Origin of the sequence: Prauserella sp. PE36 (genome assembly GCF_003311655.1) — a bacterium.
Classification (GTDB): Bacteria; Actinomycetota; Actinomycetes; order Mycobacteriales; family Pseudonocardiaceae; genus Prauserella_A; species Prauserella_A endophytica.
The window spans coordinates 82762-100928 of record NZ_QEQT01000101.1 but is presented as its reverse complement, the minus strand read 5'-3'; the positions used below and the strand labels follow the sequence as shown (position 1 = coordinate 100928).

Sequence of the window (18167 nt, the reverse complement as noted above, 5' to 3'; positions counted from 1 at the left end):
ACCGCCTCGTCCCATTCGGCCAGTGCACCGGGCGCCGGAGCGGAGAGGACACCATTGTCGTTCAACGCCCTGACTACGGGCAACTCCCATTCCGGCCCCCTCGGAGCACCGGGACGGAGCACCCGGCGCCTGGCATCTGGCGGGTTGAGGGCCCTGCGGGCCCACTATTCCGGCTGCCGCGTCCACCGACCATGATCTTATTTCCCCGGCCGGTCAGCGCAACAGTTTTCCGTGACGCCGACAGGGCGAACTTCGCTCGGTGAAAAGTGTTAACGAGATTGGTCCCGCGAGCTGACACGACCGGCCCGGAAAGGCGTACAATACGTGGAGCTTCCCGGACACGGGTCGCCGGAGCGGGAAGGCCCGGACACGGCGACGCGAGACCCCTGTGTTTTCGTCCACTGTGTACTGACCGGTTACTCGTCATCGGCACGTTCGCATTCAACTGTCCACATCGTTCGAGACGAAGTGCGCGATTGTGTCTTTCGTCGATCCGGGGACCGATTTCCGGCCCCTTGACGCCTCGGATAGGGACGAACGACCCTAGGCTCGCGCCGCCGGGACTGCGAGTGTGGATGCCGCGGCTCGGAGGAGAGATATGGCACGACCTGCCCAGTGGACGATGAGCGTCGTCCTCGAGGAGAACAACGGCACGACTCGTGCGCGAGTGCGGCTCGGAGACGACCGCGGCAACCACTTCGACGGGATAGGGCTCGCCCACCGGGGAGTGGACGTCGCCCGGGTACCGCAGGTGGCCGGCGAGCTCGCCGTGGCGCGCGCGCTGACCGACCTCACCGAGGAACTGCTCACCGCGGTCGCCGCCGATATCGAGTCGGCGATCGGGGGCCCCGCGTTCGGCTCCCCCGCACCGAGCCTGACCCCCACGCCGAAGTAGTCCACTGGCGACGGTATTACCGTCCTTTGTGCACTGCAGGCCCCTCACAGGCCGTGGATCTCGCGGTCCAGCTCGTCCCATTCCCGCTGCCAGCGCTGCCGCCTGGCACGGTCGAGCAGTGCGTGCAGGGCCCACCAGGAGAGCGCGCACACGAGGGTGACGCTCAGCCAGGCCGTGATCGCGACGGCGGCGGCGTTCCAGGCCGCCATGGCCTGCGTGCGCGGCGGCTGCACGCGCTCACCGCTCTCGTCGAGCCAGACGCGGACTTCGCTGCCCTTCTCCAGCCCGGCCTCGGCGACGACGAGGCCGGTTCCGGGAGAGCCGTCCGGCCGCTGCCACTCCGCCCGCACCTGCACCGTCTGCCTGCCGCCCGCGTACATCGTCGGAGACTCCAGCACCGCGTCGGTGAGCAGTACGGCCGTGGACTCGTACCGGGTGCTCGCCTCCAGCTCCGCGGCCCGCGACTCCCTGGCGTAGGTGTCGGACCCGAGCGCGGCGGCGATCGGCAGTGCCAGCAGCGGGACGACGATCGCGAGCAGCAGCACGGCGGCCTCGATCCGGTCCGAGGTGCGGGCGACCGGGTTGCGGCCGGGGAACAGGCTCCGCAGAAACCGCCCCAGGCAGGTCGAAGTCGTGGAGTCGCTCATCGTGGCCGACCTCCTCCCGTCCTCACCCACCAGGATGGACCGGAAGGCGGCCGCACGCGAAGAGTCCTTCGACCTCAACCGCGCTGGGCGGCCCAGCCGTTCCACAGTGGAGCGATCCGGTCACGCTCCGTCCGCCGGCGGCGTCACCACCGCGCGACCGGTCAGCTCGCCGCGCGCCAGCCGCGCGTAGGCCTCGGGGGCCTCGTCGAAGGCGAACCGCGTGACCGTGGTGCGCAGCAGCCCGCGTGCGGCGAGGTCGAGCACCTCGATGAGCTCCGGCCTGCTCCCCCAGTACGTCGTCTGCACCGAGAGCTCATAGGGAAGCGTGAAGAACGACACCGGGAGGGTGCCGCCGCCGATCCCGACGATCGTGAGGTCGCCGAGCTGCCGCGCGCAGGCCGCGCCCAGCGCCAGCGTCGCGTCGTTGCCGACACAGTCGATCACCACGTCCGCGCCCACACCGCGCGTGACGTCCCTGATCCGCGCCGCCGTGTCGTCGCCGGAGGGCAGCGCGAGGTCGGCGCCGAGTTCTCGCGCGTGGGTCAGCGCCTCCTCGCGCGCGTCGACACCGATCACCCTGGCCGCCGTGGTGGCCTTGACGATCTGCAGCGCCAGGTGCCCGAGCCCGCCGACGCCGATCACCACGGCGGTGGAGCCGGGGACGAGCTTCGGCCACGACCGGCGCACCGCGTGGTACGGCGTCAGCCCCGCGTCGGTGAGCGGCGCGGCGAGCACGGGGTCGAGCCCCTCCGGCACCGGCACGACGTGCCGGGCGTGCGGGACGAGCATGAGCTCGGCCATCCCGCCGTCGACGCCGAGGCCGCCGCCACCGCCCGGCGCGGGCGCACCTTCCGGGTTCTCGCAGTAGGTCTCGACGCCGACCCGGCAGTTGCGGCAGACCCCGCAGCCCCACGGGCCGTACACGGCGACGGGCTGTCCCGGCGCGAGCCCGGTAACGCCCTCGCCGAGCGCGTGCACCCAGCCCGCGTTCTCGTGGCCGAGTGTGAACGGCGGCCCCCACGGCAACTGCCCGGGCTCGAAGTCGTGCATCAGGTGCAGGTCCGAATGGCAGACGCCGGCGCCCGCGATCCGCACCACGACCTGGCCGGGGCCGGGCCTCGGCTCCTCGACGTCGGCGAACTCGGGCTCGGACTTCCAGGCCAGGAGACGCAACGCTCGCATTCCGACACCCTTCTTCGTCGCGGGGTCGAGCCCTTCCGCCACCACCATCGGACACTTTCCGGCGCCCCGCCACCGAGGGACCTTCGACTCTTCACCAGGGAGTCCGTGTGGCCGAGCATCAGCGGTAACCCACCTGGAGGGAAGAACCATGGAGTTCGAGAACCGCCGGGAAGCCGGCCGCGAACTCGCGGGCCGACTGGGGTACCTCCGCGGACGCCACCCGATCGTGCTCGGGCTTCCCCGTGGCGGTGTCGTCGTGGCCCGGCAGATCGCCGACGCCCTCGGGGCACCGCTGGACGTGCTGCTGGTGCGCAAGATCGGCGCGCCGGGCCGTCCCGAGCTGGCCATCGGGGCCGTGGGCGAGGGCGGCGTGCTCGTCACCAACGCCGACATCCTGCGCAGGCTGCGGCTCACCGCTGAGGAGGTGGACGAGGCGGCCCGGCGGGAGCTCGCCGAGCTCGACCGGCGCGCCCTCGTGCTGCGCCGTGGCCGCGCTCCCCTGCCCGTGACCGGCCGGACCGTCGTGCTCGCCGACGACGGCATCGCCACGGGCGCCTCGGTGAAGGCCGCACTGCGGGTGCTGCGGGCCCGCGGCGCCAGCCGGATCGTGCTCGCCGTCCCCGTCGCTCCCGCCGACGTGCTCGAGGAGCTCTCCCACAGCACCGACCACACCGTCTGCCCGAACCCCCGCGTCTGGATGCGCGCGGTCGGCAACTGGTACCGCGACTTCTCCGAGGTGTCCGACGCCGACGTGGTCGCCCTCCTGCCCGACCCCGCCGACGACGTGCCGGAGCAGGTCACCGGCCGCTCGCGAGACCGCTGAACCGATCACCCGCCTTGCCCCGGCCCGCCCCGCCGATGATGATCGGGGCGTGAGCGGAAGGTGGTGAGGCCCGGATGGGCAGGCAGCGCTGGACGGGTGGCGTCGTCGTGCAGACCAGGGGCGAGGTGCTGGACGGTGCGCGGGACTACGTGCGCAAGCAGATCGCCGGACTGGCACGGAAGCTGCCGGACCGGCTGGTGTCCGCGCGCGTGAAGCTGGTCGCGTTCGCGAAGCCGAGCGCGCCCGTTCCCGCGCTGGCACAGGCGAATCTCGACGTCGCGGGGCGGGCGGTGCGCGCGCAGGTCGCGGCCGCGTTCTTCGCCGAGGCCGGCGGCCTGCTGCGGGCCCGGCTGCGCGAGCAGGTGGCGTCGCTCACCGGGCCGAGGACTTTCCGGCCGTGGCGCGGGGCTGCCCCGGAGGTACCCGCGGCGCGGTCCCGGGGGCCGAGGGAGATCGTGCGGCGCAAGGAGTTTCCGCTCTGCCGGTGCGACCCCGCCGAGGCGGCGTTCACGATGGACCTCCGCGACTACGACTTCCACCTGTTCGTCGACGCCGACACCGGCGAGGACAGCGTCGTCTACCGCGCGGGCCCCACGGGCTACCGGCTGGCCCGCCTGCACTCCCCCGTGCCACCGCGAGACCGGCCTGCCGTGCCGCTCACGGTCCGGCCGCGGCCCGTGCCGGTGGAGAGCGCGGCCGGGGCGGCGGCGGGGCTCGACCGCACCGAGCTGCCGTTCGCCTTCTTCCGCGACCACGAGACGGGCCGGGGCTCGGTGGTCTACCGGCGCTACGACGGGCACTACGGGTTGATCACGCCCGCCTGAACCGCGACCCGGCCGCAGTGAAGGCCACCTTCCCTGCGTTGAACGCAGGCAAGGTGGCCTTCACTGCGGTTCACCGCGGCCGGAAGGGCTCCGGCCGCGGTCAGGCCCTGGTGCCGCTCACCTCCAGGTTTCGCAGCCTGCCGATGTTGTCGAACGAGCCGAAGCCGACGCGGCCCGAGGCGAACGTCGTGTCGACCGCCGTCATCAGCGGGTTGCGTGCACCGTCGACGTACACCGCGATCTCACCGGTGGCCGCGCAGTGGGTCACGCGCACGTCGTGCCAGCTGGCGTCGGTGATCGCCGGGGCCGCGCCCCGCGAGACCGTCGCGTTCCACTGGTCGTCGATGCGCTCCCGGTCGGCGTTGTTCACCTTGAAGATGCCGTTGTGCGGGTAGATCGAGTTGTCCGATGACAGATGCGCGTAGTAGAACTCCGTGTCCGAGCGGTACCCGAAGACGATGATCACGTCCCGGTTGGCCTCCGTCACGGGGGTATCGAGCCGGACCTCCGCGTCGACGCGCACCGAACCGTACTCCCCGCCCTTGGTCAGCACGGCGTACTCGAAGGGCCTGCGCGGACCCGGCCGCGCCTCGCCCGCCTCGGCAAGGACCACCTCACGCCCGGGGAACCGCCACTTCTCCGGTGTCACCGGAGCCCAGCTGCCGGCGTCCATCGCGTCGCCGACCCCGGCGCCCGCCGTGCCACAGCTCGAGAACTTCCGCGCGCCGGTGACCTTCCAGATCTTGCCGTTCGCCTTCGCCAGCAGATACAGCTCGCCTTCGGCGTCGCGGCCGAAGCGGAGGTCCACGCGGGCGTCACCGGCGAGCTCGGGCGTGCTGACGCGGTTGCCGTGCTCGTCGTAGATCATCAGCGTGTGGACGGTGGCCGGGTCGTGGCCCCGCTTCATCTGGTTCTGCTCGGTGTAGAACACCCTGCCGTCCACCAGGTCGGCGAAGAGGTACTTGCCGCGCAGCTCCGGGATGTCGCCCCGGTACACGAATCCGCCGCTGATCGCGCGGCCGACGTCACCGCAGTCCCAGTCGGGCGGCGGGTTGTGGTCGTACTGCGCCACGGGGTAGACGTAGCCGTACTTGTCGTCGTCCTCGGGCAGCGGGTACAGCCAGCAGCCGTCGCCCCGCTCGTAGCGGAACGTTCCCTCGCGCTCGCTCCAGCCGAGGTTGTCGCCCTCGCGCACCTCGTAGACCGCCTCGATCGCGTGCTGGCCGATGTGGCCCAGGTACATCCGGTGCGGGCTCCTCGGGTCCCAGCTGAACCGGTGCGGATCGCGCATGCCGTAGGCCCAGATCTCGCCGAGCGCGCCCTCCTGGCCGACGAACGGGTTCGCCGTGGGCACGCCGTACTGGCCGTTGCCGCTGCCGGCGCCGTCCGGGTCGATGCGCAGGATCTTCCCGTGTGGCGTGCTCAGGTCCTGCGGCTCGGTGCTGGACACGCCCAGCCCGCCGTCGCCGACGGCGACGTAGAGCAGGCCGTAGTCCTCGTCGTGGCGCGAGGCCGTCGGGTTGAAGTCGATCTGCTGGATGCCGTGGATCTGCTGGGCGAACCCGAACCGCAGAACCTCCCGGTGGGTGCCGCTGAAGACGTCGGCCTCCGGGTCGTCGGCGATCCACTCGGTGACGATGCCGTGGTACCGCGTGCCAGGCTGCGCCGGGTACGTCGTCGGCTTCTCCAGCGCCGCACCGGCTTCGGTGTGGACGGTGTAGAACTTCCCGTTGCGCTGGAACCGCGGGTCGAACGCGACGAACCCGAAGCCCTGCCCCATCCCCCTGCCGGAGAAGAAGTCCGGGAACCTGGCCTTGACGTCGAGGTAGACGTACGGATCGTCGTCGTCGGAGAGGAAGTACAGGTTTCCGTTGAGGTCGGGCACGTACTGCCTGCCCGAGCCGTCCGGCAGCTCACCGAGGTAGTTGATACGCGCGTGCCGCATCAGGCGCGGGTCGGTCGGAGCCGGTGTCGGCTCGGACTTCGGGAACTGGGCGACCTCCTCGACCGTGAGCCCGAGCCCGGAGGTCACTGGGTCCTCGGGGATCGGATCCATGATGGGCGCGTCGGCCTGCGCGGCCGCCTGCGTGCCCGACAGCAACGTGGCCACCAGGGCGACCGTTGCCAGTAAAGACCATCTCGGCTTTGACATCACACTCATCCTCGAGTCCGGGTCCGCCTTGAAAGCGCTTTCCTGAAAGCGCTTGCAGACTCTACAGCCCGTGGGCGCGGGTAAGCAAGCAGTGACCGGGTTCGGTCACAATGAGGCGCATGGTCCGGCTCGCGTTCGCCGTGCGCCCACCGGAGGCGGTGCGCGCGGTCGTCGCCGCCCTCCCCCGGCCCGCGCTGGCTCGGACCACTTGGTCACTGCCGGAGCAGTGGATCGTGAAGCTGCGGCCGCTTGGCCACGTGCCGTCGTCCCTGCGCGAGCCGCTGCTCGGCGCCGCGGCAGCGGCGCTCGACGGTGCGCCGGCACCGCTCGCGAGGCTCGGGCCCGCCACCCACCGGCTCGCGGGCCAGTGGCTGTCGGTGCCCGTCAACGGGCTCGACGAGCTGGCGGCCGACATCTTCGCGGCGACGGAGCCGCTGGTTCCGGTGACGCATCCGCAGCCGTTCCGGGGCGAGCTGGTGCTCGCGCGCGGACGGCCGCCCCGGGAGCTGTCCGGGACGGCCATCGAGGCGGCGTGGCGGGTGACCGAGGTGCTGCTGGTCGCCGACCACTCCTCGCCGAGGGGACCGCGCCTCGAGGACGTCGGCGCGATACCGCTAGGTGAGTGAGTCCAGGTGGGCGCGCACCGGGCCGGAGAACGAGCCGCCGCTCGCCGCGTCCCAGTTGACCGACCACGTCATCACGCCGCTGAGCCCGGGAAACGGAGTCTCCGGCACGTAGGACCCGCAGCGGCTGCCCGTGGTGAGGCAGTCGAGGGCGGCGGTCACCACGTCGGGGCTCACGTACCCGCTGCCCGCGGCCGACGACGTCGCCGGCAGGCCGAGCGAGACCTGATCGGGGCGCAGGCGCTGGAGCAGGATGCACGCCTGCGCGGTGATGAAGTCGACCGTGCCCTGTGTGACGACCTGGCCGTGGCAGCCGTTCATCGACCCGGAGTTGTAGTACTGCGTGTGCACCACCGTGATCAGGTCCTTGACCTGGTCGATGAGCTGGAGGTAGGCCCCGCCCGGCTGCACGTCGAGGGTCTGCGGCGCCATCGTGAGCAGGAAGCCCTCGCCCATCCGCTCGCGCAGCCGCTGGATCGCGCTCGCCATGTTGGCGACGTCGAAGCCGTGCTCCAGGTCCACGTCGAGGCCCTGGATGCCGTACTCGGCGGCGATGGCGGCGAACGAGTCGACGAAGTTGGTCACGTTCGCGGAGCCGCCCAGGTCGACGTCGCCGCGCTCGCCGCCGATCGAGAGCACCACGGATTTGCCCTCCGCCTTCTTGGCGGCGATGTCGGCCTTGAGCGCGGCCTCGTCGTAGCCGCCGAGCGCGCTCGACAGGCCCGGGTCGACGCCGAAGGTGACCGCGCCCGGGCGCGCCGGGTCGGCCTCGGCGAACGCCAGCACGATCACGTCGTAGGCGGCGGAGACGTCGGCGACCCGCAGCGGGGTGGCGCCGTTGACGAAGTTCTGCCAGTAACCGGTCAGCTGCTTGCCGGGCAGCGCCCCGGCGGGCGTCGGCTCCGCCGTGGCGGTGGCCCCGGCGAGCAGCAGCGCGGCACCCGTGGCCGCGGCGGCGAGCAGCCGGGAGAATCGGCGCGGGATCCTCATCGGAGGTCCTTTCCTAGAACGGGGTGAGGGTGACGGTGACCGAGGCCGGCGCGGGATCCTCGATGTAGGAGGCGAACCCGGCGACGTCGTCGAACGCGAAGCCGTAGGCCTTGCCGTCCACCGTGTTGGCGTGCAGGACACGGGCGTAGTGGTTGGTCACCGCGTGCCCGTAGAACGAGCCGGGGTCGGTGCCGGGCTGCGCGGACCCCGTGTGCAGGATCGAGCGGTTGAACCCGGCGCCGAGCACGGCCGCGACCGGCCCGGTCACGCCGTCGTTGGGCGCCGCCAGCGCGCCGTCGCAGAACAGCACGTCCCGCGTCGACGGTTTCGCGAAGGGCCGCGTGGTCTCGCCGGTGTCCTTGGTGAACACGAAGTTCCCCGCGCCGTCGACGCGGCCGGTGAAGCCGCCGCCCTCGGTCTCGATCCGCAGGTCGGTGCCCGAGTAGCGGTTCCACACCTCGTCGATGTAGGTGGCGAAGTAGTCGGCGCGGAACCGCCCGGAGTCGAGCCCGTGGCCAGGTGCGATCACGCGGAGGTCGTCGACCACGAGCGAGCCGAAGTCCTGCTGGGCGGCGAGGTCGGCGAAGATCCGGTCCCGTCCGCCGTCGGCGAGCGTGCCCGTGGTCTGCGAGCGCTCGCCGTCGAGCCGGATGGCGAGCGGCACGCTGAACTGGTCGACCATCGTGGTGTTGCAGTACATGCCTGGCCGCAGGTTCGGCGTGCCCGGTGCGACGTGGGTGAACTCGACGAAGTCGTGCAGCACCGGGAAGTTCGGGTCGGATTCCACCCAGCCGGCGGGGTACTGCAGGGCGGCCCGGCCCGCGCCGTCGGCGACGGCCTTGAACCTGAGTTTCCGGCCGAGCGCGACGTACACGCGACCGGACATGGTGGGCAGGTTCAGCCGGGTGGGGCCGCTCGCGGCGAGCGGGATGGCGTAGTCGGTGAACCCGTCGGATCCGTTGTCCGACAACGACACCGGCACCGCTGTGCCGTCCGGTGTCACTCTGCATTGGACGTTTGAGACCAGGTCCGTGCCGACGATGTAGACCCAGACCGAACTCCCGGCGAACTCACCGGACTCGTTGACGATCGTCAGCGGGAGGGTGGCCTGCGCGGTCCCGCGCGCCCACGCCGTTCCCGTGGGCAGGGCGAGCGCCGCGGCCCCAAGCCCGGCGAGGAAACTTCTGCGACCCAGCATTGGTATGAACCCTTCGTAGGCGAAGTGGTTCGAACCAATATGCGGGCATGGGGGACTCGCCGCAAGAGAAAGGCGAAAAGTTGTCGCGTCTTGTCAGCGATTGTCCCCCACACGGACCGCATCGATCAGCCGGTCCTCGGCGTCGGCCCCCGGCCCGATCCGCGGCAGGCGCAGCACGAGCACGACCCCGGCCAGCCACCACAGCCCGACGATGACCCACTCCCATGGCCAGATGAGCTGCGCGGGCATGCCGGGCAGGAACAGCACGCCCGTGCCGAGGCTCAGCACGATGGCGAGCACACCGACCGTGCGGCCGGCCGGCACGCGGAACGGGCGCGCCATGTCCGGCTCACGCCTGCGCAGGACGAGGAAGCTCAGCGCCACCATCAGGTAGGCCGCGATGATGCTGAGGCTGCCCGCGTCGACCAGCCACACCAGCATCTGCTCGCCGAACAGAGGCGCGGCCACCGACAGCCCGCCGACGAAGAGCACAGCGTTGGAGGGCGTGCCGAAGCGAGGGTGCACCCTCGCGAACCAGCGCGGCAGCATCCGGGACGACGCCATCGCGAACAGCAGCCTGCTCGCGCCGATCAGGAAGCCGTTCCAGCTGGTCAGGATGCCCGCGATCCCGCCGAGCACGAGGACCGTGCCCATCGCGGGGCTGTTCCAGAGCGCGGACATGGCGTCGGCGGTGGGCAGTTCGGCACCGGCCAGCTGGTCGCGCGCGAGCCCGGAGCCGACCGTCAGCATGATCATCACGTACCAGGTGACCGCGAGCAGCACGGAGACGATCAGCAGTGTGCCGAGCCGGCGGGGCGGCAGTTTGATCTCCTCCGCCGACTGCGGGATCACGTCGAACCCCACGAACAGGAACGGGGTCGCGACCAGCACGACCAGCAGCCCGGACAGCCCTCCGGAGAACAGCGGCTCCATGTTCGCCGTGGACCCGCCGACGAAGGCCCCGATGGTGAGCAGCACCCCGACCGCGAGCAGGAACAGCACGGCGATGCCCTGGAAGACCGCCGCCGGCCGGACCCCCACGTAGTTGAGGGCCGTGATCACGACGGCGCCTGCGACGCCGACGGCGACCCACGTGGCGTAGACGTCGTAGCCCGCGATGGACCACAGCCTGCCCGCGGGCAGCTCGGGCACGAGGTAGAGGAGCGTCTGGGGGAGCGCGACCGCCTCGAAGGCCACCACCGACACATAGCCGAGCACGAGCGTCCAGGATGTGATGAACCCGGGGCGGGAGCCGAGGGCCCGCAGCGCGTAGTTGTGCTCGCCGCCGACGGCCGGCATGGCCGACACGAGTTCGGCGTAGGTGAGCCCCACGAGCGCGACGACGACGCCACCGAGTACGAAGGCGAGCGCGGCACCGAGGCTGCCGGCGTCCTCGAGGAAGCCGCCCGTCAGCACGATCCAGCCGAACCCGATCATCGCGCCGAAGGCGATCGCGAGCACGTCCAGCCTGCCGAGCACCCGGACGAAGCCGCCCCTGGTGGTGTGGTCGGTCATGTGCCCACATCCCTTCCGTGCCGCCGGAGATCAACAGGGTGCTGATCCCGGCGGCTCGCGTCAAGGGCGCGGGCGGGTCACATCGGTGTCAGTTCGAAATGGACGGTCCGGCCGGTCTTGGCCCGGGCCAGCCGGTGCGTGAGTGGCACGACGACGCCGTGCAGGAGCGGGTGCTTGCGGCGCAGCATCCTCGCGGCGTGCCGGTTTTCCTCCCCCGTCAGCCTGCGCATCTTGCCGGAGACGGCGGGCCCGGTGGGCACGCCCCTGCCGGTCGAGGGAGCGAGCTCCACCCTCGGGTCCCTGGCCAGCCGCCGGGTCTTGAGCGACTTCTCGAAGCTGCGCACGTAGGCGTGGTCGCCTTCCACCGCGATGCTGACGGGGCTCGCGCCCGGCCTGCCGTCGCGGCGGTAGGTGGTGAGGCTGACGGTCTTCTGGTCGGCGAAGGGGACCAGCGCGGGAACGGTCGCGGCGGTCACGGCGCCGACCACGTAGCCGCGCCAGCGCAGCCGCAGCACCAGCGCGGCGGCCACGAGCACCGACACCACGCCCAGCGCCGCCGCCTGCGCGACGTTCCCGCCCAGGTCCAGGTCGGTGCCGTGGTTGACGGTGTGGATGGTGTTGGCGAGGAGGAAGCCCGCCAGCACGGTCGCGAGCGCGTCGGCCCAGATCAGCGCGAGCAGCAGGCCGGTGCCCAGCCCGATCTGGAACGCGCCCGCGTCGTGCAGGAAGTGCACGTGCGACGAGGACCCGGTGAAGCCGGTGAAGTCGGCGAACGAGCCCGGCGCCGCGAGTGCCCAGATCCCGGCGGCCAGCATCCCCAGCCCGGCGAGTACGGTCACCACCTCGACGAATACCTGTGCCCCGCGTTGCCGTGCGGTCATCGCTGCTCACCCTCCCGTTGTCCCGACGGTGTGTGAGGCGTTGACGAGACGGTGGCGGGGAATGTGACGCCTCAGGTGCCGAGGGAGGCGAGGTAGGCGGCCCCGCGCGGGGAGATGCGGTAGCCGACGTCGAGGCTGTGGGTGAGGCCGAGGTTCTTGAGCTTGCGGATGTCGAGCTTCAGCTCGTCCTTCTCGCGGCCCAGCAGTTCCGCGAGGTCTGCGGCGCGCAGGCCGGGATGCGCCGCGACGGCCCGCAGGACCTCGTGCGTCCACGGGCTGTGCCGAACTCGCCGGTCGAGCCGCGCGAGGCGGGCGGCGATGTCGGCGAGCTGTTCAGGCGTCAGGTCGGTCTCGGCGCTGAGCGCGTGCCGGGGGTCCTCACCGCCCCAGCCGACGCCGATGCGGAACACCGGCGCGTCGGCCGGGCCGCGCAGCGACGCCAGCAGCGCACGCGCAGACCGCTCCCCCGCCTCGGCCGCGTCGGCGTCGGTGATCGCCGAAGGGTCCACCGGGGTCACCGACTCGATCCGCACGACGCCCCACGCCGTCGTCAGGGTGTCCCCTGGCCGCACGCGGGACCGGGTCCACCGGCGGTACACGGCCGTGACGGTTCCCTCGGCGACGCCCCTGGTCACCGCGTGGGTGAGGATCACGCCGGCTCCCCTCTCCCCCGGGCGGCCGAGTACAGCCCGATGCCGATCATCAGCGCCGCCGCGCCCGCGGCCAGCCAGCCGTAGGAGGCGAAGGCGACCACCACGCCCGCGAGCGAGCCCCCGATCGCGGCCGACCCGTTCATCACGAGATCGGACACGCCCTGCGCGGCGGTGCGCGTGGGCGCGGGCACCGACTCCGACAGCAGGGCCGAGCCCGCGACCAGCCCGCACGACCAGCCGAGGCCCAGCAGGAAGAGCCCGATGCCGAGCTGGACGGCGTTGTCCGCGGCCGCGGCGCCGCTGACGGCCGCGGCGGTGGCCGTGATCACCGCGCCCGCGACGATCACGGGGACGCGGCCCGCCCGGTCGGCGAGGTAGCCCACGAGCGGCGAGAAGCCGTACATGCCGAGGATGTGGACGCTGATGACGAGCCCGATGACCGTCAGCGAGACGTCGACGTGGTGCATGTGCACGGGCGTCATGACCATCACCGACACCATCGCCACGTGCGACGACGCGATGGCGCACAGCCCGACGAGCGCCCTTGGCCGGGCGGCGATGTCGCGCAGGGACGCCGCGAAGCCGGTCCGCTCGTGCCCGGTCGCTGCGGCGCCGAGCCCGGCGAGCCGCAGCGGGTCGGGGCGCAGCAGCGCGAACAGCAGCAGTGCCGCCACGGTGAAGGCGACGAACGTGACGAGGAACGGTCCCGCGAGCGGAGGGAGGCCGATGACCGTGCCGAGCCTGCCGGCCGGTTCGGTCAGGTTGGGGCCGAGCACCGAGCCGACCGTCGTCGCCCACACGACCGTCGACAGCGCCCGCGCCGCGCGGCCGGGCGCGGCGAGGTCGGTGGCGCCGTAGCGGGCCTGCAACCCCGCGGCGGTCGCGGCGCCGAACAGCAGCAGTCCCAGGAACAGCAGCGGGAGCCAGCGCAGCGTCGCCGCGGTGACCACGAGTGCCGCGCCCGCCGCACCGGTGAACAGCCCGGACACCAGGCCGGTACGCCTGCCGCGGGTCCGGGTGAGCCACGCGAGCGGCACCGCCGCGACGGCCGCGCCGAGCACCCCGAGGGTCTGTGCCAGTCCCGCGACACCGTCGGTGCCGGCGATGTCGGCGGCGATGAGCCCGCCGACGGCGATGCCGACCGCCACGCCGAGCCCGCCCAGCACCTGCGCGGCCGAGAGCACGGCCACCGTCCGCCGCTGCACGGCCGCCCGCTCGGCGGGCACCACCGCGCTCACGCGCCCGCACCGGCCGCGGGCACCGCGGCGGCCAGGTCGGTGACGACGCGTTCCAGGATCGGCCTCGGGGTGGCGAAGTTGAGCCGGGCGTGCCCGCGCCCCGCCTCGCCGCACTCGGGGCCGTCGACGAGCACGACGCGCGCGTGCTCGGCGAAGAACGTGCCCGGGTGGTCGCCGAGCCCGAGCTCACGGAAGTCCAGCCACGCCAGGTAGGTGCCTTCGGGCAGCGTGCACCGCACACCGGGCAGCTGCTCCGCCAGCAGCTCGCCGAGCGCGGCCCGGTTGTGGCCGAGGTAGGCGAGGACGTCCGCGAGCCACGGCTCGCCCTCGGTGTAGGCGGCGGTGTTGGCGACGACGCCGAGGTTGCTCGCGCCGTGCATGGCGAACATGCCGACCTCGGCGAAGCGGGCCGCGTCGGCGTCGTTGCTCGTGATCAGCTGGGCGCACTTGAGACCAGGCAGGTTCCACGCCTTCGACGCCGAGGTCGCCGTGACCGTGTGCGCGGCGGCGGTCTCGGACAGCGACGCGTACGGCACGTGGCGGTGGCCGGGGTAGACGAGCGGCGCGTGGATCTCGTCGGAGAACACCCGCCCGCCGTGGGCGTCCACCACCTCGCACAGTGCGGCGAGCTCCGCCTCGGTGAACACGCGCCCGACCGGGTTGCCGGGGTTGCAGAGCACCAGCAGGTTCCCGCCGGCGCGGAACGCGGCGGCGAGCGCGTCGAGGTCGAACACGTACCGTCCGCCGTCGCGGGCCATCGGCACCTGGAGAAGCCGTCGGCCGAGCAGTCCCGGCACCTCGAGGAACGGCATGTACGCCGGGGTCGGGAGGATCACCGGGCTGTCCGGCGCGGAGAAGTGCGCGATGGCGACCTCGAGGCCCTTGACCACGTCGGGCAGCGGGAAGATCCGCTCGGCGGGCACGGTCCAGCCGTAGCGGCGGGCCTGCCAGCCGGCGCAGGCGCGGGCCATCGGCTCGGCGAGCCCCGGCGAGAGGTAGCCGAAGTTCATCCCGTCCACGGCGGCGTGCAGCGCGGCCAGGATCGGCGGGGCGGTGCCGAAGTCCATCTCGGCGACGAAGGCGCCCAGGTGGTCGTCGCTGTGCAGTGTCCACTTGACACCGCCCCGCGCCCGCAGGCTCTCGACGGTGACGGTGTCGAACGGATGGCTCACACCAGCGATCGTGTCACCGCGACCGTGACGGCCACAAGCGGGTTTGCCGGTAACGAGACGTCACGGCACCGCGATAACGGGTCGCCAACCCGAGGGAAGGGGGCCTTAGCTGTCCACAGAGGACGATCGCGCCGTGGTCCCGGCCCGGCCGCAAGGGGCTCGCGCTCGCGTCGCTGGTGCTCGGCACCGTCGGTCTCGTGCTCGCTGGACCTGATCGTCACCCCATCGTCTTCGCGCCGTCGATGGCCTCGCGGATGATGTCGGCATGCCCGGCGTGCTGGGCGGTCTCGGCGATGAGGTGCAGCAGCACCCGCCGGGCTGACCAGCGGGCGCCCGGCTCGAACCACGGCGCCTCCGGCAGCGGGTGCGAGGCGTCGAGGTCGGGCAGGCTCGCCACGAGCGCGTCGGTGCGGCGCCCGGCCTCCTCGTATGCGGTGAGCAAGCCCGTGAGCGTCTCGCCGGGCAGCATGCGGAACCCGTCCTCCCAGCCGTCCCCGCCGCCCGACATCGCCTCGGGTCCGCGTTCGACGAAGTCGAGCCAGCTGTGCACGACGGCGGTCACGTGCTTGATCAGCCCGCCGATGGACAGCTCGCTCACCGTGGTGCGCGCGGCGGCCTGCTCGTCGGTGAGGCCGCGGGCGGTGAAGGCGAGGAAGAACCGGTGCTTCCCGAGCGTCTCCAGGAGGTCCGCGCGCTCGCCGGTGACCGTCTTCTCGATGGCGATGGTGGTCATGGTCCCGTCCTCTCGGTTCTGGCTGACGACCTGAACACTACGGGCGATTCCGGCCACTTTTCGTCCGCAATCGGAAGAGGTTTTTCTCCCTCTCGGGAGGGGCGCGGGACCCGCTCCGGCGGGAGGCCGCGCCCGGCGTGCGCGACGACCGTGGAACCCATGACCACAGCTCTCGCCACCGCCGACCCGCTCGCTCGCGACGGCCGTCCAGCCCCGCGCTGGGCGGTGGTCGCCGCGCACCTCGTCCCCCTCGTCACGCTGCCGTCCGGGCTCTGGCGGATCCTGCTCGGGCTGGGCCTGCCGCTCGGGCTGCGCGACGGTGGGCAGGAAGTGCACCTGCACGGCGCGGACACCGCCTACGTGATCGGCCTCAGCATCGGTATCGAGCTGCTGGCGTTGCTGACGCTGGGCCTGGTGCGGCCGTGGGGCGAGCGGCTGCCGCATTGGGTACCGGTGCTCGGCGGCAGGCGGATCAGGCCGTTCGCCGCGATCGTGCCCGCCGCGCTGGGAGCGGTGGCGGTGGAGGCGATCTGGCTCTTCGCCTTCCGTGACCCGACCCTTGCGGGCCTGGAGTTCACCGGCGACGGCTGGAAGGCGCTGCTGCTCGCCTGCTACCTGCCGCTGCTGCTGTGGGGACCGCTGCTGGCCGCGGTCACCGTCGCCTACTACCGGCGCCGGTGCCGCGGCTGACCCGTCCGCAGTGAAGGCCACCCTGCCTGCGCCCGCCCGTCTCCCTCCACCACCCAGACGGAGGCGCTCCGCGCCGCTGAGTCTGATTCCACGCAGTGATGGTGGCCTTCACTGCCGAGCTGATGGGTCACCCCGCGGCCCGGCGCCGGAACAGCCGGCCCGCGAGCGGCACGACCACGACGATGATGCCCGCCCACCACACCACCGCGAGCCAGGCGGCGTCTCCCACCGGCGCGCCCGTGAACAGGGCCCGCACCGCGTCGGCGACGTGGCTCACGGGCTGGTTCTCCGCGAACGCCCGCAGCCCGTCGGGCATGGTGCTCGGCGGCACGAGCGCGCTGCCGACGTACGGAATGAACACGAGCGGCATGCTCAGCCCGCTGGCGCCCTCGACCGTCTTGGCGACAATCCCGAGCACGGCGGCGATCCACGACACGGCGGTGGCGAAGAGCAGGAGCAGCCCCAGCGCCGCGCACCACTGCCCGAACCCGGCCTGCGGCCGGAAGCCGATCAGGAAGCCGACACCGATCATCACCGCGATCGAAACGACGTGGCGCACGAGCGCGGCCACCACGTGCCCGACGAGCACGGCCGATCCCCGCACCGGCATCGACCGGAACCGCTCGACGATCCCTTCCTGGAGGTCCGAGCACACCGCGACGCTCGTGGCGGTGGCGTTGAAGGTGACGGCCACCGTGATGATCCCGGCGAGCACGTAGTTGACGTAGGAGACGCCGCCGGTGCTGATCGCGCCACCGAAGAGGTAACGGAACATCAGCAGCAGCATGATCGGCAGGAAGAACATGAGCATCAGCTGCTCGGGGCTGCGCGCGATGTGGCGCAGGCAACGGCCGATCAGCGCGCGCGAGTCGTTGAGCGCCCAGTACGCCGAAGGGCCGGCAGGGGCGGGCGGGGTCACGGTGGTCATCGGGTGCCTCCGGTGGGCTGTCCGGTGAGGGTCAGGAAGACGTCGTCGAGCGTGGGCTCGGCGACGAAGAGCCGGTCGGGCTCCACACCGGACTCCGCGAGCTGGTCGAGCATCCGCTTGACGTCCTTGGCGTGCTCGACGGGCAGGCTCAGGGCCAGCGGGCCGCCTGCGCGGGGCTCCTCGGCCGCGAGGACCCGGCTCGCCGCCGCGAGCGCCCCCTCGTCGGCGAAGGTCAGCTCCAGCCGCTCGGCGCCGACGTGCCGCTTGAGCTCCGAGGGGCTGCCCTCGGCGACGATCCGGCCGCCGTCCACCACGGCGACGTGCCCGGCGAGCTGGTCGGCCTCCTCCAGGTACTGCGTGGTGAGCAGCACGGTCACCCCGCTCGCCAGCAGGTCCCGCACCGTCTCCCACACGCCGCCGCGGCTGCGCGGGTCGAGCCCGGTGGTGGGCTCGTCGAGGAACAGCACCGGCGGCGACGTGACGAGGCTGATCGCGAGGTCGAGCCTGCGCCGCATCCCGCCCGAGTACGTCCGCACGAGCCGGTCAGCGGCGTCCTCGAGGTCGAACCTGGCGAGCAGCTCCCGGGCCCGGCGTCTCGCCGCGCCCGTGCGCAGGCGGAAGAGCCTGCCCATCAGCACCAGGTTCTCGTAGCCGGTGAGCAGCTCGTCGACGGCCGTCTGCTGCCCGGTCAGCCCGATCGACCCGCGCACCGCCGCCGCCTGCGCCACCACGTCGTGACCGTTGACCCTCGCGACGCCGCCGTCGGGTTCGAGCAGCGTGCTGAGGATCCGCACCGTCGTCGTCTTGCCCGCGCCGTTGGGACCGAGCAGCGCGAGCAGGCTCCCCCGCTCGACGCTCAGATCGATGCCCTTGAGCACCTCGATGTCCCCGTAGGACTTCCGCAGCCCCCGCACTTCGATCGCCTGCTCCATCGTGGAGCCCCCTATCCAACTGTGTATCACCTACACTATTTCGTGTAAGTGATACACAGTTTTAGGATGGTCGTCAAGCACGACGAGTTGG

18 protein-coding genes are annotated in these 18167 nt (G+C 72.1%); 5 read left to right on the top strand and 13 right to left on the bottom strand.

Going from position 1 to position 18167, the window contains the following annotated elements:
- Nucleotides 1-598: 598 nt before the first annotated feature.
- Nucleotides 599-895, top strand: a complete 297-nt coding sequence (locus DI005_RS32805) for a dsRBD fold-containing protein (RefSeq protein WP_112268811.1) — start codon at nucleotides 599-601, stop codon at nucleotides 893-895.
- A 44-nt stretch (nucleotides 896-939) separates the two neighbouring features.
- On the opposite strand, the gene DI005_RS32800 is transcribed toward DI005_RS32805, so the two are convergent.
- On the bottom strand, nucleotides 940-1542 hold the full coding sequence (locus DI005_RS32800) for a hypothetical protein (protein ID WP_113644671.1): 603 nt from the start codon (nucleotides 1540-1542) through the stop codon (nucleotides 940-942).
- A gap of 120 nt (nucleotides 1543-1662) precedes the next feature.
- A complete protein-coding gene (locus tag DI005_RS32795) occupies nucleotides 1663-2724 on the bottom strand; it encodes an NAD(P)-dependent alcohol dehydrogenase (RefSeq protein WP_113644702.1) in 1062 nt (353 codons plus the stop codon).
- 148 nt (nucleotides 2725-2872) lie between these two features.
- On the opposite strand from DI005_RS32795, the gene DI005_RS32790 reads away from it, so the two are divergent.
- Both DI005_RS32790 and DI005_RS32785 read left to right on the top strand, forming a co-directional pair.
- The gene (locus tag DI005_RS32790; protein WP_112268807.1) at nucleotides 2873-3547 is read left to right on the top strand and encodes a phosphoribosyltransferase; all 675 of its coding nucleotides are present in this window, start codon (nucleotides 2873-2875) and stop codon (nucleotides 3545-3547) included.
- A gap of 74 nt (nucleotides 3548-3621) precedes the next feature.
- A complete protein-coding gene (locus tag DI005_RS32785) occupies nucleotides 3622-4371 on the top strand; it encodes a sigma 54 modulation/S30EA ribosomal C-terminal domain-containing protein (RefSeq protein WP_112268805.1) in 750 nt (249 codons plus the stop codon).
- A gap of 100 nt (nucleotides 4372-4471) precedes the next feature.
- Here DI005_RS32785 and DI005_RS32780 read toward each other — a convergent pair whose 3' ends face one another.
- Nucleotides 4472-6481, bottom strand: a complete 2010-nt coding sequence (locus tag DI005_RS32780) for a sorbosone dehydrogenase family protein (RefSeq protein WP_233520400.1) — start codon at nucleotides 6479-6481, stop codon at nucleotides 4472-4474.
- A gap of 161 nt (nucleotides 6482-6642) precedes the next feature.
- Between DI005_RS32780 and DI005_RS32775 the strand changes: the two genes are divergently transcribed.
- A complete protein-coding gene (locus DI005_RS32775; protein WP_113644669.1) occupies nucleotides 6643-7149 on the top strand; it encodes a 2'-5' RNA ligase family protein in 507 nt (168 codons plus the stop codon).
- On the opposite strand, the gene DI005_RS32770 is transcribed toward DI005_RS32775, so the two are convergent.
- The 8 genes from DI005_RS32770 to DI005_RS32735 all read right to left on the bottom strand — a co-directional run bounded on the left by DI005_RS32770 (nucleotide 7138) and on the right by DI005_RS32735 (nucleotide 15526).
- Complete coding sequence (locus DI005_RS32770) at nucleotides 7138-8136, bottom strand: chitinase (protein WP_113644668.1); 999 nt, start codon at nucleotides 8134-8136, stop codon at nucleotides 7138-7140. The genes DI005_RS32775 and DI005_RS32770 overlap by 12 nt on opposite strands.
- A gap of 13 nt (nucleotides 8137-8149) precedes the next feature.
- Nucleotides 8150-9334, bottom strand: coding sequence for a beta-1,3-glucanase family protein (locus tag DI005_RS32765; RefSeq protein WP_113644667.1), 1185 nt, complete (start codon nucleotides 9332-9334; stop codon nucleotides 8150-8152).
- Between the two features lie 93 nt (nucleotides 9335-9427).
- The gene (locus DI005_RS32760; protein ID WP_112268796.1) at nucleotides 9428-10849 is read right to left on the bottom strand and encodes an APC family permease; all 1422 of its coding nucleotides are present in this window, start codon (nucleotides 10847-10849) and stop codon (nucleotides 9428-9430) included.
- Between the two features lie 77 nt (nucleotides 10850-10926).
- The gene (locus tag DI005_RS32755; RefSeq protein WP_113644666.1) at nucleotides 10927-11730 is read right to left on the bottom strand and encodes a PPOX class F420-dependent oxidoreductase; all 804 of its coding nucleotides are present in this window, start codon (nucleotides 11728-11730) and stop codon (nucleotides 10927-10929) included.
- 71 nt (nucleotides 11731-11801) lie between these two features.
- Nucleotides 11802-12383 carry a hypothetical protein gene (locus tag DI005_RS32750; RefSeq protein WP_113644665.1) on the bottom strand — a complete coding sequence of 194 codons (582 nt, stop codon included), beginning with the start codon at nucleotides 12381-12383 and terminating at the stop codon, nucleotides 11802-11804.
- On the bottom strand, nucleotides 12380-13621 hold the full coding sequence (locus DI005_RS32745; protein WP_113644664.1) for an MFS transporter: 1242 nt from the start codon (nucleotides 13619-13621) through the stop codon (nucleotides 12380-12382). Before DI005_RS32745 ends, DI005_RS32750 begins: the two co-directional genes overlap by 4 nt.
- On the bottom strand, nucleotides 13618-14793 hold the full coding sequence (locus DI005_RS32740) for a MalY/PatB family protein (RefSeq protein ID WP_113644663.1): 1176 nt from the start codon (nucleotides 14791-14793) through the stop codon (nucleotides 13618-13620). Before DI005_RS32740 ends, DI005_RS32745 begins: the two co-directional genes overlap by 4 nt.
- A gap of 217 nt (nucleotides 14794-15010) precedes the next feature.
- Nucleotides 15011-15526 (bottom strand): DinB family protein, encoded by a 516-nt coding sequence (locus DI005_RS32735; protein ID WP_112268787.1) that lies wholly within the window; start codon nucleotides 15524-15526, stop codon nucleotides 15011-15013.
- A 159-nt stretch (nucleotides 15527-15685) separates the two neighbouring features.
- On the opposite strand from DI005_RS32735, the gene DI005_RS32730 reads away from it, so the two are divergent.
- On the top strand, nucleotides 15686-16216 hold the full coding sequence (locus DI005_RS32730) for a hypothetical protein (RefSeq protein WP_112268785.1): 531 nt from the start codon (nucleotides 15686-15688) through the stop codon (nucleotides 16214-16216).
- 127 nt (nucleotides 16217-16343) lie between these two features.
- Here DI005_RS32730 and DI005_RS32725 read toward each other — a convergent pair whose 3' ends face one another.
- Entirely contained in the window at nucleotides 16344-17144 is an 801-nt protein-coding gene (locus DI005_RS32725) for an ABC transporter permease (protein ID WP_113644662.1), read from the bottom strand.
- Nucleotides 17141-18076: an ATP-binding cassette domain-containing protein gene (locus DI005_RS32720; RefSeq protein WP_113644661.1), complete on the bottom strand. Its 936-nt coding sequence runs from the start codon at nucleotides 18074-18076 to the stop codon at nucleotides 17141-17143. Before DI005_RS32720 ends, DI005_RS32725 begins: the two co-directional genes overlap by 4 nt.
- Nucleotides 18077-18167 lie beyond the last annotated feature (91 nt).

Bases quoted from the DNA above. Each gene is read 5' to 3' on its own strand.
- DI005_RS32785 (WP_112268805.1), top strand. From the start codon at position 3,622: ATGGGCAGGCAGCGCTGGACGGGTGGCGTCGTCGTGCAGACCAGGGGC.
- DI005_RS32790 (WP_112268807.1), top strand. From the start codon at position 2,873: ATGGAGTTCGAGAACCGCCGGGAAGCCGGCCGCGAACTCGCGGGCCGA.
- DI005_RS32765 (WP_113644667.1), bottom strand. From the start codon at position 9,334: ATGCTGGGTCGCAGAAGTTTCCTCGCCGGGCTTGGGGCCGCGGCGCTC.
- DI005_RS32795 (WP_113644702.1), bottom strand. From the start codon at position 2,724: ATGCGAGCGTTGCGTCTCCTGGCCTGGAAGTCCGAGCCCGAGTTCGCC.
- DI005_RS32800 (WP_113644671.1), bottom strand. From the start codon at position 1,542: ATGAGCGACTCCACGACTTCGACCTGCCTGGGGCGGTTTCTGCGGAGC.
- DI005_RS32775 (WP_113644669.1), top strand. From the start codon at position 6,643: ATGGTCCGGCTCGCGTTCGCCGTGCGCCCACCGGAGGCGGTGCGCGCG.
- DI005_RS32735 (WP_112268787.1), bottom strand. From the start codon at position 15,526: ATGACCACCATCGCCATCGAGAAGACGGTCACCGGCGAGCGCGCGGAC.
- DI005_RS32720 (WP_113644661.1), bottom strand. From the start codon at position 18,076: ATGGAGCAGGCGATCGAAGTGCGGGGGCTGCGGAAGTCCTACGGGGAC.
- DI005_RS32730 (WP_112268785.1), top strand. From the start codon at position 15,686: ATGACCACAGCTCTCGCCACCGCCGACCCGCTCGCTCGCGACGGCCGT.
- DI005_RS32725 (WP_113644662.1), bottom strand. From the start codon at position 17,144: ATGACCACCGTGACCCCGCCCGCCCCTGCCGGCCCTTCGGCGTACTGG.
- DI005_RS32760 (WP_112268796.1), bottom strand. From the start codon at position 10,849: ATGACCGACCACACCACCAGGGGCGGCTTCGTCCGGGTGCTCGGCAGG.
- DI005_RS32755 (WP_113644666.1), bottom strand. From the start codon at position 11,730: ATGACCGCACGGCAACGCGGGGCACAGGTATTCGTCGAGGTGGTGACC.
- DI005_RS32770 (WP_113644668.1), bottom strand. From the start codon at position 8,136: ATGAGGATCCCGCGCCGATTCTCCCGGCTGCTCGCCGCCGCGGCCACG.
- DI005_RS32805 (WP_112268811.1), top strand. From the start codon at position 599: ATGGCACGACCTGCCCAGTGGACGATGAGCGTCGTCCTCGAGGAGAAC.